General features: G+C 55.7%; 12 protein-coding genes. All 12 read left to right on the forward strand.

What is annotated here, in order from left to right:
• Window positions 1–15: 15 nt before the first annotated feature.
• The 12 genes from rpsP (at window position 16) to BM029_RS13425 (ending at window position 15377) form a co-directional block, all read left to right on the forward strand.
• Window positions 16–267 carry a 30S ribosomal protein S16 gene (gene rpsP, locus BM029_RS13375; protein WP_092354334.1) on the forward strand — a complete coding sequence of 84 codons (252 nt, stop codon included), beginning with the start codon at window positions 16–18 and terminating at the stop codon, window positions 265–267.
• A 77-nt stretch (window positions 268–344) separates the two neighbouring features.
• The gene (rimM, locus tag BM029_RS13380; protein WP_371329118.1) at window positions 345–866 is read left to right on the forward strand and encodes a ribosome maturation factor RimM; all 522 of its coding nucleotides are present in this window, start codon (window positions 345–347) and stop codon (window positions 864–866) included.
• A gap of 80 nt (window positions 867–946) precedes the next feature.
• Window positions 947–1696 carry a tRNA (guanosine(37)-N1)-methyltransferase TrmD gene (gene trmD / locus BM029_RS13385; protein ID WP_092436767.1) on the forward strand — a complete coding sequence of 250 codons (750 nt, stop codon included), beginning with the start codon at window positions 947–949 and terminating at the stop codon, window positions 1694–1696.
• Between the two features lie 153 nt (window positions 1697–1849).
• The gene (gene rplS / locus BM029_RS13390; RefSeq protein ID WP_061942602.1) at window positions 1850–2242 is read left to right on the forward strand and encodes a 50S ribosomal protein L19; all 393 of its coding nucleotides are present in this window, start codon (window positions 1850–1852) and stop codon (window positions 2240–2242) included.
• Between the two features lie 229 nt (window positions 2243–2471).
• Complete coding sequence (locus BM029_RS13395) at window positions 2472–3152, forward strand: CoA pyrophosphatase (protein ID WP_170851073.1); 681 nt, start codon at window positions 2472–2474, stop codon at window positions 3150–3152.
• 50 nt (window positions 3153–3202) lie between these two features.
• Window positions 3203–3373, forward strand: a complete 171-nt coding sequence (locus tag BM029_RS25910; RefSeq protein WP_170851074.1) for a hypothetical protein — start codon at window positions 3203–3205, stop codon at window positions 3371–3373.
• Window positions 3374–3382: 9 nt separating this feature from the next.
• Window positions 3383–4339: a CobD/CbiB family protein gene (locus tag BM029_RS13400; protein ID WP_092436769.1), complete on the forward strand. Its 957-nt coding sequence runs from the start codon at window positions 3383–3385 to the stop codon at window positions 4337–4339.
• A gap of 169 nt (window positions 4340–4508) precedes the next feature.
• Window positions 4509–4856: a DUF3579 domain-containing protein gene (locus tag BM029_RS13405; RefSeq protein ID WP_092436771.1), complete on the forward strand. Its 348-nt coding sequence runs from the start codon at window positions 4509–4511 to the stop codon at window positions 4854–4856.
• Between the two features lie 136 nt (window positions 4857–4992).
• Window positions 4993–7830 carry a bifunctional diguanylate cyclase/phosphodiesterase gene (locus BM029_RS13410; protein WP_092436773.1) on the forward strand — a complete coding sequence of 946 codons (2838 nt, stop codon included), beginning with the start codon at window positions 4993–4995 and terminating at the stop codon, window positions 7828–7830.
• 62 nt (window positions 7831–7892) lie between these two features.
• Window positions 7893–9284, forward strand: coding sequence for a class II fumarate hydratase (gene fumC, locus BM029_RS13415; RefSeq protein ID WP_092436774.1), 1392 nt, complete (start codon window positions 7893–7895; stop codon window positions 9282–9284).
• Window positions 9285–9551: 267 nt separating this feature from the next.
• The gene (locus tag BM029_RS13420) at window positions 9552–11324 is read left to right on the forward strand and encodes an autotransporter assembly complex protein TamA (protein ID WP_244545038.1); all 1773 of its coding nucleotides are present in this window, start codon (window positions 9552–9554) and stop codon (window positions 11322–11324) included.
• A gap of 39 nt (window positions 11325–11363) precedes the next feature.
• Entirely contained in the window at window positions 11364–15377 is a 4014-nt protein-coding gene (locus BM029_RS13425; protein WP_244545039.1) for a translocation/assembly module TamB domain-containing protein, read from the forward strand.
• The last annotated feature ends 12 nt before the right edge of the window (window positions 15378–15389 follow it).

Below are 15389 nucleotides of genomic sequence, written 5' to 3' on the forward strand. Positions count from 1 at the left end.
CTTTTTGGAAACATTATGGTCGTTATTCGTTTATCCCGTGGTGGCGCAAAGAAGCGTCCTTTTTACAACATCGTAGCTACTGATTCGCGCAATCGCCGTGACGGTCGCTTCATCGAGCGTATCGGCTTTTACAATCCGGTAGCATCCGGTGCAGAAGAGACTTTCCGCATTGCTCAGGACCGCCTGACGCATTGGCAAGGTGTTGGCGCACAGATGTCGCCGACCGTTGCTCGCCTGGTTGCTGACGCTGCCAAGAAAACTGCTTAATTAAGTAGTTGAAACCGTTGAACGCGTCAGTAAACTTGTCGGCCACAGCACCAGCTGGAACTGCAATACCTTCAGATTTGGTGGTGGTCGGTTACATTACTGGCGCCTACGGTATTAATGGCTGGGTGCGGATCAAACCGTATTCGGCGGATGCCGATGCACTGTTGCACGCCAAGACATGGTGGCTGAACCGGCAGAACTCGCCGGAATTGCACGATGTTGAAATGATGCAGGCGAAAAACCACAGTGGTGACATTGTGGCGCGCCTGATGGGTGTGGCAGGGCGTGACGCAGCCGAAGCCATGAAGGGCAGTGTGGTGCATATTCCACGCAGCCACTTCCCGGCGCTTTCGGACGATGAATTCTATTGGGTCGATCTGATCGGCCTGGTGGTTGAGAATCTGCAAGGCGAGCATCTGGGCGTGGTCGCTGATTTGATGGACAACGGCGCGCATCCGATTCTTCGGATTACGGTGCCGGCAGTCGCAGATCAGGACAAAACCGCCCCCGAATTATTGATCCCGTTTGTTGAGCAGTTCGTCAAGACTGTGGATCAGGCAGCAAAGAAAATCACGGTTGACTGGGGACTGGATTATTAATTCCAGGCTTGCATTGAGCGTCGGTTCCAGGCAACTAAAGCAGCAAACAAGATCGCAAGCGAAACAAAAAGGTGCGCGGTATGCAATTTGATGTCGTCACACTGTTTCCCGAAATGTTTGTTGCATTGACGCAATCGGGTGTTACCCGACGTGCGTTTGAACAAAAAAGATGTGAGCTGGCTTTGTGGAATCCGCGTGATTTCACGACCGACAATCATCGTACCGTGGATGACCGGCCTTATGGCGGCGGCCCCGGCATGGTGATGATGGCGAAGCCGCTGGAAGCTGCGATTGACGCAGCCAAGGCGCGTCAGCTGCAGCAAAACCTGCCTGCACCGAGAGTAATCTATCTGTCACCGCAAGGCCGGCCACTGACGCATCAGCGCGTCATGGAATTGCGTACCGAACCTGGTTTGGTATTGCTCTGTGGCCGTTATGAAGCGGTTGACCAGCGTTTGCTGGATCGTTGCGTGGATGAGGAGATCAGCCTTGGCGATTTCGTTTTGTCCGGCGGCGAATTACCGGCGATGGCTTTGATGGATGCGGTGATCCGGCAGTTGCCCGGGGTATTGAATGACGGCGCATCGGCAGTCGAAGACAGTTTTGTCAATGGCTTGCTGGATTGTCCGCATTACACCCGGCCGGAACAGTATCAAGGCGTAGCAGTGCCGCCGGTCTTGATGGGCGGGCATCACGCTGAAATCGAAAAGTGGCGGCGCCAGCAAATGCTGTCTGCCACGGCAAAGAAACGGCCGGATCTGATTCAGAAGATACGCGCTGCCGGTTTGCTGAGTGCAGCCGATGAAAAGTTTTTACGGAATTCAGGTTAAGTACGAAAGTGCTTGATCGCCGGGTTGTAGTTGGTAGTAAGCAGTAAAGCAGTACCAAGGGGAGGCCAGCCGGCCACCTGTGTATTAACCCCATCCTCTACTGAGCAGTGCTTTGCACAATTGGCGTCAGCAAGATGGTATATGGAGCTAAAAATGGACTTGATCCAACAACTTGAGCAAGAAGAAATTGCTCGCCTTGCCAAAAATATCCCTGAATTCGCACCAGGCGATACTGTCATCGTCAGCGTTAACGTAGTTGAAGGTACGCGCAAGCGTGCTCAGGCTTACGAAGGTGTTGTGATTTCGCGTCGTAACCGTGGTCTGAACTCCAACTTCATCGTTCGTAAGATTTCTTCCGGCGAAGGCGTTGAGCGTACATTCCAACTGTACTCGCCACTGATCGCGTCGATCGAAGTCAAGCGTCGCGGCGATGTCCGTCGCGCCAAGCTGTACTACCTGCGTGAGCGTTCCGGTAAATCGGCACGTATCAAGGAAAAACTGCCACAACGTCGCAACACTGCAAAAGCTGCACCAGCAGCAGAGTAAGTTGTGAAGTAAGTGGTTGTTATGCAGGCATAGGTATTGCATAAAAAAAGGGGCGCCGTCAGGTGCCCCTTTTTGCATTTGAGATTTATGTTTGCTGCAAGTTATCGCATGATCCCCACTATATAGTTGCCGCAAAGTAAAATAGCGTTAATTGTTATTATCTGTGACCGCGATAGCTCCTTCGCTGTCATCGCGGTAAAGTATTAAAAAGATTGCTAGAGGAATTTTCTTGGTTAAATTGACTTTCGATCCCCTGATGTTGCCGGTTGATGCGGTTGCCGGCGAATCTGCGTTGGCGCCCGAAAGGATGAATGCCGCGTGGCTGCGTCAGCGTTTTGCACAGCGGCCGGAATGGCATCCGGAGCACCTCGATAGCCATACCGTGCAACGCATGGCGCAGCAGCAGGGCAAGCCGGTAACGCCGGCATCGGTGTTGATCCCCATCGTCATGCACGAGCAGCAGCCGACGCTGTTGTTTACCCAGCGCGCCGCCCATCTGACCGATCATGCAGGGCAAGTGAGTTTTCCCGGCGGGCGCATGGAGCAGAGCGATGCATCGCCAATTGAAACCGCGCTGCGTGAAGCTGAAGAGGAAATCGGCCTGGCGCGTCGTCAGGTCGAGGTGATCGGCAGTTTGCCGGAATATTTTACGGGCACCGGTTATCGCGTAACGCCAGTGGTGTGCCTGGTCAATCCGCCTGTCAGCTTGCGGGCCGATCCAAACGAAGTAGCTGAAATCTTTGAAGTCCCGCTGGCATTCCTGATGGACGGCCTGAACCATCAGTTGCGCAGCATCGACCTGCCGGATGGTTATCGCCGCACCTTTTATGCGATGCCCTATGAGCGTTTCTTCATTTGGGGGGCAACTGCTGCGATGTTAAGGAATCTGTTTCATTTTCTCCGGGCTTAGATCTGGACTTGAATCACCGGGCTTAGATTCATTGTGCTGCGCCCAAATACATGGCAGGCACGGAAAACAAGTTCAGTACAAGTTTGATTCTGTGCGTGTGCTGCGTTATCGTATGGGATACTGCAATTTTAGATGTTATGGCAACGCTAATGGGCCGCGATTTTGCGGATATTGGTGCCGATCTTGCTGCGCTGCTGCTGGCGCCGTCGATTGATTTATAGGGCTGGTTAATGACATTTCTCTCTATTCTGTTTGCATTGCTGATCGAGCAACTGAAGCCGCTGCGCGCGGACAATCCCGTCTATGCATGGGTCAAGCATTTCGCGAACAAGATAGAGGCGTCGTTTAATGCAGGTCAGGCGCGTCAGGGCCGGCTGGGCTGGTTTTGCGTGATACTGGCGCTCACCGTCCCGACGGCGTTGATCTATTGGTTATGCGTGCATGTCGGCGCCTGGGCGGCACTGCTCTGGAATGTCCTGATCGTGTATCTGACTCTGGGCTTCCGCCACTACAGCCATTATTTCAGTTCGATTCAACTGGCCCTCAATACCGGCGACGACGCCACGGCGCGAACCTTGCTGGCCGAATGGACCAAGCTCGACACCACAGATATGGATGTCAGTGAAATTTCCCGCATCGCCGTGGAAAAGGCGCTTATCACCACGCATCGCCATGTGTTCGGCGTGTTCTTCTGGTTCCTCATGCCGGTTGGCCCGGCATGTGCCGTGATGTACCGCATTGCCGAGTATCTGGCGCGCGGCTGGAATGAGCCGGATCACATGCACAATGAAGCTTTTGGACGTTTTGCGGCCCAGGCATTTTATTGGATAGACTGGATTCCGGCGCGTATGACAGCGGCGGCCTTTGCTGTGGTCGGTAATTTCGAAGATGCGATCTACGCCTGGCGTAATTTTGCCGATCGCTGGAAAAATGAGACGGACGGCATCATTTTGTCTACCGGCGGCGGCGCCATGGGCGTGTTGCTGGGCGCACCACCGGAAACCGCGATTTCGATCCTGCCGGCCGATGCATCGACAGTGGATTCGACCGCCATGGAAAGCGAAAGCCCGCCGGGCGATATTCCCACCCCGCGCGCCTTGCAAAGTACGGTCGGCCTGGTTTGGCGTGCCCTGCTGCTGTGGATGTTCTTGTTGTTGCTGTTGTCGGCAGCAGTCTGGCTCGGGTAAATCAACGTGCAGGGTGGGCACAAAGGTGTGTCCACGCTATGCGAGATGGTGCGTAAGTCTTCTATAAGATATAATACGTAAGAATCACTTACGCAAAACTAGTAGCTTGCTTCTACCCGAGGCAAAGCAATGTCTGTAGCAAGCGTTATAGAAGAAACGAGCTGTACGCATGGCAGAACCTATCCAATCCCCTGACACTCCCGCCCGCGAATTTTTTATTCAAGGTATCACCAGCGATGGCAGGCAGTTTCGTCCCAGCGACTGGGCCGAGCGCTTGTGCGGCGTCATGGCCTGTTTTCGCCCGGAAGGATCGGGCGGCCGCAACGCCCATCTGCAATATTCGCCCTACGTCCGGCCGGTACTGCTGAATGGCGTGCGGTCAGTAGTCGTCAATGAAGATCTGCGCCAGATCGAACCTTTGGCCTACCATTTTGTAGTCAATTTCGCGAAAGACAACGATCTGCAAATTTTGCAGGGTTGCTTGTTGCCTGAGGTAGAAACACCGAAATCGCCCTGATTTCTCATCTGCGACGGCAACGATTCTTTCTCTATGGCTTTTAGTTGTCATGTGGCACTAAAAAGAAATCCTCGCGTGACGTTATCGGGTATTAAGACCGTGTAATATTTCGCCTATTGTTCGCAATGGAGTAGAAATGTTTCGTCGTGGTTCGTCAATCTTCATACCCATTGCTTCCTTGTCCAGTTTGATATTGGGCCTGGCGATTACGCTCGGCTTGTTTGTTTCCGTTCGTCACCTCGAATACGAGAAAATGGATGCCGAGTTCCGACGTCTTGCCAGCGGCCATCTTAAAGCCGTGGTGGATGGCCTGGATGGCCTGGTGCATGAACTGGAAACCGTCAATCGCCTGTTTGTCACTGTGGACGGCGTCACTCGAGAACAATTCCACACTTTTACTGCACCGATGCTGGTCCGCGCTCCTTATATCAAATCGCTAGGCTTTCAGCGCCTGGTGAGCGCGGCCCAACGACCTGCTTATGAAGCAGAGATACGTAAACGTTATCCTGATTTTTCGATTCGCCAGTTAAGCGACGGCAAGCCGGCACAGGCAGCCGGACACGATGAATATCGGGTGGTCGAATTTCTTGAACCGATGGCAGGCAATGAAGGTGCGTTTGCCATGGATGTGGCGACCAGCAAAGTCCAGAGCGAAGCCGCGAAACGCGCACGCGATACCGGTTTGCCGGCTTCTACCGATCTGTTTGAGCAAAAGCCCAAGAACGGCAGCAAGCTGATCATGATGGTCCTGATGCCGGTTTATCAGCACGGTGCGGTCTTGGATAGCGTCGACGATCGCCGTCGTGCGTTGGTCGGCTTTACCAGCGCGGCATTGCGCGCCGATGCTTTCGTCAACAATATCCTGGCCCGCGACGGCGTGCAGGCGCGTGAAGATTTCAATCTTAGGGTGTATGCCAGCGCCAAGCCGGAAGACGACACCCTGGTTTATCGCCAGGGCAACCAGGCCAAGCCGTCAAATGCCAGCGACTGGCTGCCTGCCTGGTTGTTGTATGACGCTCCGCAAGACATGTCCCAAACGTTTGAACTTGCCGGCAAACCCTGGTTTATAGAGGCATCGGCGCCCGCGCGCGTGTTCACCAAGAAGAATGTCGGATCGCTCCTGGTATTGATACTGGGTAGTGTGCTGAGCTGGATGGGAGCCGCCTATCTGTATTTCCTGTCGACTCGCTCCAAGCGGATCGAGCGGCTGGTAGACGCCCGTACCCAGCAAGTCAAGCTGGCGACGCAAATGATGAAAGAGGACATTGTCGCGCGCAAGCGCGCCGAAGATGCCTTGCAACTGCGCGAACGCGCCATCGAATCGAGTGCGAACGCCATCATCATCTCCAGCGCCAAATTGCCGGATTACCAGGTGGAATATGTCAATCCCGCATTCGAGCGGATTACCGGCTATTCCGCCAGGGACATGATCGGCCGCAACCTGGAAATGCTGCATGGCGACGATCACGACCAGATCGGCCTGGAAGAAATTCGCGCCGCCCTGCGCGAAAAGCGCACTGCGAATACCGTGTTCCGCAGTTATCGCAAGGACGGCACCTTGTTCTGGAACGAGCTTTACGTTGCGCCCGTGAAGGATAGTTCCGGCCGCGTCAGCCACTTCGTCACGTCTTTGTACGACATCACGGAAATGAAGAGTTACGAGGCAGAGCTGGAGCATCAGGCCCGCCACGACACCTTGACCGGCCTCGCCAATCGCAATGTGCTGAGCGATCGCCTGAGTCAGTCGATTGTCTATGGCGAGCTATACGGCCACAGGGTGTGGGTGTTGTTCGTCGATCTGGACCGCTTTAAATTCGTCAACGATACGCTCGGGCACAATGCCGGTGATCAGTTGCTGAAGGAGGTCGCCAGCCGTCTGAAAGCGTTCACCCGCGAAGCCGACACCATAGCGCGGCTGGGCAGCGATGAATTTGTCTTGATCTTGCCGGAGCGTCTTGATGAAGAGCTGAGCGTGGGCTTGATTCAACGGATGATGGATGCGATTGCGCGCCCCCTGCAAATTGAGGGCTATGATTTTTTCCTTAGCTGCAGCATCGGCGTGGCAGTCTACCCGAACGACGGTACAGACCCTGACAGCTTGCTCAAGCATGCCGATATCGCCATGTATCGCGCCAAGGAAATGGGGAATAACAATTACCAGTTCTACACGGCGGCGATGAATGAACGCGCGCTTGAACGCCTGCAGATCGAGGGTGATCTGCGCAATGCGCTGGAACGTAAGGAATTGCTGCTCTACTATCAACCGCAAGTGGATTTGCGTACCGGTCGCATGGTCGGCATGGAAGCCCTGATTCGCTGGAAGCATCCGCAACTGGGCATGATTTCGCCCACGCGTTTCATCGACCTGGCGGAAGAAACCGGCCTGATCGTGCAGATGGGCGCCTGGGTGATGCACACCGCTTGCGAACAGAACAAGGCATGGCAGCGCATGGGCCTGGGGTATTTGCGGATGTCGGTGAATCTGTCGACGCGCCAGTTTTTCCAGCAAAACCTGGTGCAGCAGGTAGCCGAGATGCTGGAAGCTACTGGACTGGCGCCGCACTATCTCGAAATCGAATTGACTGAAAGCCTGGTGATGACGGATGTCGAGCTGGCCGTGGGTATTCTGAACGACCTGAAATCGATTGGCGTGCAATTATCGATTGATGATTTTGGCACCGGCTATTCGAGCCTGGCCTATCTGAAGAGTTTCCCGATCGACGCGTTGAAGATCGATCAATCCTTTGTGCGCGACATCACGGTCGACCAGGACGATGCTGCGATCGTCGCCTCGATCATCTCTCTGGCCCACAACCTGCGTTTGCAAGTGATTGCCGAGGGGGTTGAGACGCAAGAGCAGCTGTCTTACCTGCAACGTCATCGCTGTGATGAAATGCAAGGTTTCTATTTCAGCGAGCCGGTATCGGCTGCCGACATCGAAATAATCCTGCGCGAAGGAAAAGTATTACCATAAGACTTTGTTGACGGCCTGAATGTGTCCGTGATGTAGGGCGTCGCCACTTTTATGGAGCTGAAATGACTACCAGCAGAACCGAACGCGATACTTTTGGCAAGATTGAAGTCCCGGATGAACGGCTGTGGGGCGCACAGACCCAGCGTAGCCTGCATCATTTCCATATATCCAGCGAGCGCATGCCGCCCGAACTGATCGTGGCGCTGGCAGCCGTCAAGCAAGCTTGCGCGCAAGTCAACCAGGATCTCGGCAAGCTGCCGAAAACCCAGGCCGCCGCCATCATCCAGGCGGCGCAAGAGGTGGTGGCGGGGCAGCATCCGGAGGAGTTTCCGTTATCCGTCTGGCAGACTGGTTCCGGCACCCAGAGCAACATGAACATGAACGAGGTGCTGGCCAATCGCGCCTCGGAAATTCTTGGCGGCGTGCGTGGCGAATCACGTCTGGTGCATCCCAACGATGCGGTCAATCTTAGCCAGTCATCGAACGATATTTTTCCGACGGCAATGCATGTCGCCGCTGCGCTCGCCATCGCCAACGGATTATTGCCGGCGCTGCAAAAACTGCGTGCGACCTTGCACAGGAAGTCGGTGGATTTTGAGGATATCGTCAAGATCGGCCGCACCCATTTGCAAGACGCGACGCCGCTGACATTGGGCCAGGAATTCTCTGGTTACGTTGCACAACTCGATCATGCGGAACAAATCATCAAGGCCACGTTGGAGCCTTTGTGCGACCTGGCCGCCGGCGGTACCGCGGTAGGTACCGGACTCAATGCGCCTAAGGATTTCGGCAGCCGGGTTGCCGCCCAGTTAGCCAAGACGGAAGGCTTGCCGTTCCGCACTGCCGACAATAAATTTGCTGCGCTGGCAGCGCACGATGCCTTGGTTGCGGCACACGGTACGTTGAAAACACTGGCCGCAGCCCTGATGAAGATTGCCAACGATGTGCGCTGGCTCGCATCCGGCCCGCGTTCCGGCCTGGGCGAAATCAGCATTCCGGAGAACGAGCCTGGCAGCTCCATCATGCCCGGCAAGGTTAACCCGACCCAGTGCGAGGCGTTGACCATGTTGTGTTGCCAGGTGTTCGGCAACGATGTGGCGATTAATTTCGGCGGTGCTTCCGGTAATTTCGAGTTGAATGTATTTAAGCCTCTGATTGCGCATAATTTCCTGCAAAGCGTGCGCCTGCTGGCCGACGGCATGGCGAGTTTCGAGCAGCATTGCGCTGACGGCATCGGCGCCAATCGCGACCGGATTGCCGAATTGATGGAGCGCTCGCTGATGCTGGTGACCGCGCTGGCGCCGCATATCGGTTACGACCGTGCGGCGCAAATCGCCAAGCATGCGCACCATGACGGCAGTACGCTGAAGCAGGCGGCCCTGGCGCTCGGCTACGTGACGGAACAAGAGTTCGCCGAATGGGTGCAGCCGGCAAAAATGACTTACCCCGAGTAACTGTCTGGCCGGGTAACTGATGGCCGATGTATCCTGATTAATCGAGGTTAAATCATGTTACATCGCGCCATAGGAACGGGGCATCCAATACAATGACGTTAAAGGGGCAATGTCGTTTTTGCAATACAGAAACAATGTTTGTTAAAATGCCCCTCCGCTACCGTTGCTTCTGCCATTGCGTCTGCTTATGCTCTTACTGGTTTTCCTGATAAAAACTGACATGCAGTGTTCAGCTGCAGGTTGCCACGCATGCTGAAGTGCTTCCGCATGTCCTCAAGCTGGTTGAAACCATCTGCCTATGGCGTGGTTTTAGGCTTGCTCTGCCTGAGTACGATTAGCGCCAACGCCACGTATCGGGTCGAGATCGAGGCCCCGGCTGAATTAAAGGCCTTGCTTGAACAGCATCTGGATCTGTCGCGTTACAAGGATCGCCAGGATTTGAGCGAAGATCAATTGAAATTCCTGATTGACACGGTGGACGAGCACGTCACGCAACTGACTTCGACTGAAGGTTATTTCTCGCCTAAAACCACCGTTACGGTAGAGCCTGGCGAGATCAAGACGATCCACCTGAAAATCGATCCGCAACAACGCACCATGGTGTCCGCCGCCACCATCAATGTGATCGGCAGCGCGGCTACCGAGGTGCCCGAGCGGGTGTTGCAGATACAGCAGAACTGGAGTTTGCCGGCCGGCCAGCCGTTTCGCCAGGCGGACTGGGCGGCCGCCAAGGAGAATGGCTTGCAGGTGCTGCTCAAGAAGCGCTATCCGGCAGCCAGGATAGCCCATTCGGAAGCCCGGATCACGCCCGAAGACAACGACGCCGAACTCTCGGTGCAATATGACAGCGGCCCCGGATTCACTTTGGGAGCGCTGCATATCACCGGCACCAAACGTTTTCCGGCCAGCATTATCGAGAACGTCAATCCCCTGATGGTGGGAGAAGAATACAGCGTCGACCGTTTACTGTTGCTGCAGCGGCAGATCCAGAACACCCCGTACTTCGGTAATGTGATCGTCAGCATTGACGATGATCCGGCGCATGCGCTGGAGACGCCGGTCAACGTCCAGGTAACCGAATTCCGGACGCAAAGGCTGCGCACCGGGCTTGGCTATGCCTCCGATACCGGGGCACAGGTGCAGGGCCGGTACACCAATTACAATGTTTTTGGCAAAGCGTGGGTGTTCGACGCCCAGACCAAGATTGAACAGCGCCGGCAATACGGCTCGCTTGATTTGTCGATGCCACCGGATACGCGCAGTTTCGTCAACGGCGTCAACGGTTCGTATGACCGGACTACCTTGCAAGGCGTCGATTTGCGCAGCATGAAAATCGGACTCAAGCGTGCGCGTTCGCTGGAGAATTACGATACTGCCTTGACCCTGGATTATTATCGCGACCGCTTGCAGCAGATTGACGGTGCAACATTGCCGCCGAATACCGTGGTCCGGCCGGGCGAGCATCAGGCCCTGGTTCCCGGTTTTGCCTGGGTCCGGCGAGCTGTCGATAATCCCATTTTCCCGCGCAGCGGCCATATTTTTTCGATACAAACCGGTTTCGCCTTGAAGGGTTTGCTCACCGATCAGACTTTTTTCCGGGCCGACGGCCGTTATAAACAATATTTTCCTGTCGCAAAACGCGACGTGGTGATTTTGCGCACGGAACTCGGTGGCGTATTTACTGCCGGTTCCAGCGCCTCGGTGCCGGCTTCCTTGCTGTTCCGTGCAGGCGGCAATGAATCGGTGCGCGGTTATAGTTATGATAGCATCGGCAATTCGCAAAACGGTACCGTCTACCCAACCAAGTACATGGTGACCGGCAGCGCTGAATATCAACACTGGCTCACCCAGCAATGGGGCGGCGCCTTGTTTTATGATATTGGCAGTGCTACCGATAGTTGGGGAGAAAGGTCTACCAAGGTCGGCACCGGCGTCGGCGTACGCTATCGGAGCCCGGTCGGCACTGTGAATCTCGACCTTGCTTATGGCGTTCAGGCCAAGCAATTCCGGCCCCATATTTCGCTCGGCATCGCCTTCTGATTTTTCTTTTTTTCAGACCAAACGCATGAGATTGAATGCATGACTCAGGCAGCAACCAACTCTCCAGAATCAACAAGCCCGCCACCAAGTCCCGATGGCGGTCGTAGCCGCTTGCGCGGGCGGTGGCGTTGGTTGTGGCGCTCGCTTGCGGCATGCCCGATGCTGGTGATTTTGCTTGTTGCTGCGGTCATTTTCGGCGTCCATTCAGAATCCGGCACACGGGCCTTGTGGCAGTTAAGTACTTGGGCAATGCACGGTAATTTATCCGGTCAGCTGGTCGGCGGTACTTTGGCAGACGGTTTGCAGTTGCGCAATCTGGTGTACCGTGATGCTACCCAGCAGTACAAGATTGATCGCATCGATGCCAAGTGGCAGCTGAGCCGCTCGCCGCTCAAACTGACTGTCGCTTATCTGCATGTCGGCAATGTCGATGCCCGGCTAGAGCCGACACCACCGCAACCGACCGTCATGCCGACCAGCCTGAAACTGCCGTTACAACTGGTTCTCAACGATATTTCGCTGAACAAGCTGTCCTTGCACCAAGGCCTGACCACGACCGAACTGAGTCATCTGCAGTTGCACGGCGAGTCGGACCGGGTACAGCACAATCTGTTCCTGGAACGGCTGGGCACGCCGTATGGCAAGGCCAGCGCGAAACTCAGCCTGAATGGCGTGCAACCGTTTGCGCTGAGTGGCGGAGCCGAGTTGAGCGGTGAATACCAAAAAGAAAAATATCAACTGGATGCGACTTTATCCGGCAACCTGGCGGCGCTGAATATAGACTTGAACGCACGGGGCGACAAGTTAAGCGGCACCGCCAAGATTGCTGCAACACCGTTTGCACCCATTCCGTTTCAACAGCTTGAATTGAACGCTACGCACATCAATCCGAAACTGTTCAGCAGCGGTGCGCCGCAAGCCGATTTGAGCCTGCAGGTGGCGCTGAAGCCATTGGCGCCGCCAGCTGACGCTGCTGGCAGCGCACCAGCCATCGTAGATCTGGCCGCGCTGACGGTGAGTGGCCCGATCACGATTACCAACGCAATGGCAGGTGCTTTGGATCAGGATCGTTTGCCGCTGGTCAGCGCCAGCGCCGAGTTGCGGCTGGACACCCAGACTCAGCAGTTGTCCCGCCTGCAGTTGAAATTATTGAGGAACGCCAGCATCAGCGGCCAAGGTGAATACCATAGCGATGGCAAAAATAAAAACAACGGTGAATTCAACTTCGACGTCGCCGGCCTGGATCTGCAAGCCTTGCACGGGAAAATGAAGCCGTCGCAACTGCGCGGGCCAGTCAGCATCAAGCTGATGCCGGACAGTCAGCAAATCAGCCTGAACCTGGCCGATGCCACCTACAAAGCGACACTGGAAACGCTGATCGACGCCAAACAGATTGTCGTGAAAACCGCGCAACTGGCGGCCGGACCGGCGCGTCTGGATATCAGCGGCAATTTGAGCCGCGATGCGGATATGGCTTACACCGTGAAAGGAAATTTGCGCGATTTCAATCCTTTCCTCTGGATCAACAGCAATGCTGCTACACAACCCAAAGGCGCTAAATCCCACCCGCAGGCGACGACTGCAAATATCAATATGGATATCGACGCCAGCGGCAACCTGGCGCCCGAACTGAAATTGAAGCTCAATTTCATCATCAAGGATAGCCGCTACGATCAATTACCGATGACCGGCAATGGCGTGCTCAATCTGGCTGGTATGCGCTTGTTGCCCAGCGACGTTGCATTGTCGGTGGCCGGTAACGAGGTGCTGGCCAAGGGCAGTTTTGGCGCCGCCGGCGATCGTCTTGACCTGAAGATCGATGCTCCGCAGTTGCAGGGCCTGGGTGTCGGCCTCTCCGGCGCCGTGCATCTGGACGGCCAGGTCAGCGGCACCATGCAAAAACCGAATATACAAGCTTCGTACCGTGCCGAAAAATTAGCCTACGGCGAACATCGGATAGACAGTCTCTCAGGGCAGGCCGATGTGCATGCAGATTTGAACGCCAAGCTGAATTCAGCCAATAACCGGCTGGCTGTCAGCGTCGAGGGCCATGGCTTGCACAGCACCGACATGGCGCTGGATAAATTGAGCCTGAACCTGGCCGGCACCTACGGTGCGCATACCTTGAAACTGGACACTAGCGGCGCACTGCGCGGCAAGCCCTTGCATCTGACCATGGCCGCGCAGGGGCAGCTGAGCCAGAGCAATGCAGGTTACGGCTGGCAGGGGCAGATCAGCGAATTGCAAAACCAGGGAGCGCCGCGCATCAGTCTCGCGGCGCCATTGACGATTAATGCCGAGGCCGGCCGCCTGGTGCTTGGTGCAACACGTTTGAATGTGGCAGATGCGCAGATCGATTTGAAGAATTTCAGTTACGACAATGGAAAAATTCGTTCGGCCGGCGCCATCAACGCACTTAATGTGGCAACCATACTTGGTTTGGTGCATGAATTCGGCGGTCCGGAATTACCCTTGAAGACGGATCTGGTGCTGGATAGCAGCTGGGACTTTTCGCTGGCTGAGAATCTGGCGGGCTATCTGCAGATCGCTCGCCGCAGCGGCGATTTACGGGTCAATCCGGGACGTGGCGATGTCAGCCTGGGTTTGTCTGAGTTGAAACTGCGTGCTGATCTGGAGTCCGGGCAGGTCAAGCTGGATAGCCAGCTGGCGGCATCCAGGATCGGTACCTTGAGTACGCAATTGCAGCTGGCTTTGCAGCGTAACGGCAGCAGCTGGACTGTCAGCGACAGCTCAGCTTTGTCCGGCCAGGCTAAATTGCAGGTGCCGCAGCTGAAACCCATCGGTGCGCTGATCGGGCCACAGGTGGCGCTGGATGGCAGCCTCGCGCTGGATCTGAATCTGGCCGGCCAGCTCGGCAAGCCGATGTTGTCAGGCAAAGTCACAGGCGACAAACTTGCCGTCACCCTGTACGACCAGGGAATCAAATTGAAAGATGGTACGGCGCGCCTGAACCTGGCTAACAACGTGGTCGATTTGCAGCAATTGGAATTCCATGGCGGCGACGGCACCATACGCGCCTCCGGCAGGCTGCAGCTGGGCCACGACAATCCCGATCTGACCGCCAGCGTGATTGCCGATCGCCTGCAATTGTTTGCCAGCCCGGATCGCCAACTGATGGTGTCCGGCCAGGCCAAGATTGCCAACGTCAAGGAACAGTTGCACGTAGACGGCAAATTCACCGTTGACAGCGCATTGTTCGATTTGCCGAAGAGTAGTGCGCCGGTGCTGGGAGATGATGTGGTCATCGTGCGCAAGGATGTCAAAGCGCGCGCGACGCCCTTGACGGAACAGGAACGTATAACCAAAGCCGCAGAGAAACCGGCCGGCGGTGCGACGCCGGTGATGAATGTGGAGGTCGATTTCGGCAACGATTTCCGCTTCCGCGGCAGCGGCGCCGATATCCTGTTGCGTGGCGCGATGCAGGTCCGTAGCGAACCATACCAGCCGTTACGCGCAACCGGCACGATCCGGGTGGCAAGCGGCAGCTACGAGGTATTCGGCCGCAAGCTGGCGATTGAACGCGGATTGATCAATTTCCACGGGCCGATCGACAATCCGAATATCAATATCCTCGCCATGAAGCGCAACCAGGAAGTCGAGGCGGGTGCGGAGATTACCGGCAATCCATCCAATCTGCGGGTCAAACTGGTGTCGGAGCCGAATGTATCGGATGAGGAAAAACTATCCTGGCTGATGTTCGGCCATGGCAGCGACAGTTCCGCGCTGGGCCAGCGCCAGGCCGCCGGGCAGGCGCTGGCGCTGCTGGGGAATTACGGCGGTAAGAAAATTGCACAAGGTATCGGCTTTGACGAATTCTCGATCGGTTCCAGCGATTCCGGCATCGAAAACGAGCAGGTTGTGAGCCTGGGCAAGGCCATCACCGAGAAAATCAACCTGGGTTACGAGCAGAGCCTGACCAGCGCCGCCAGCATCTTGAAAGTGACCTGGCAATTTTCACGGCGCTGGTCGATGGTGATGCGCGGTGGCACCATCAACGGCCTGGAAGTCTTGTACAACTTGCGTTTCGATTAGGTTCTGGCCCGG

Source organism: Collimonas sp. OK607 (genome assembly GCF_900111995.1).
In the GTDB taxonomy this organism is placed as follows: domain Bacteria; phylum Pseudomonadota; class Gammaproteobacteria; order Burkholderiales; family Burkholderiaceae_D; genus Collimonas.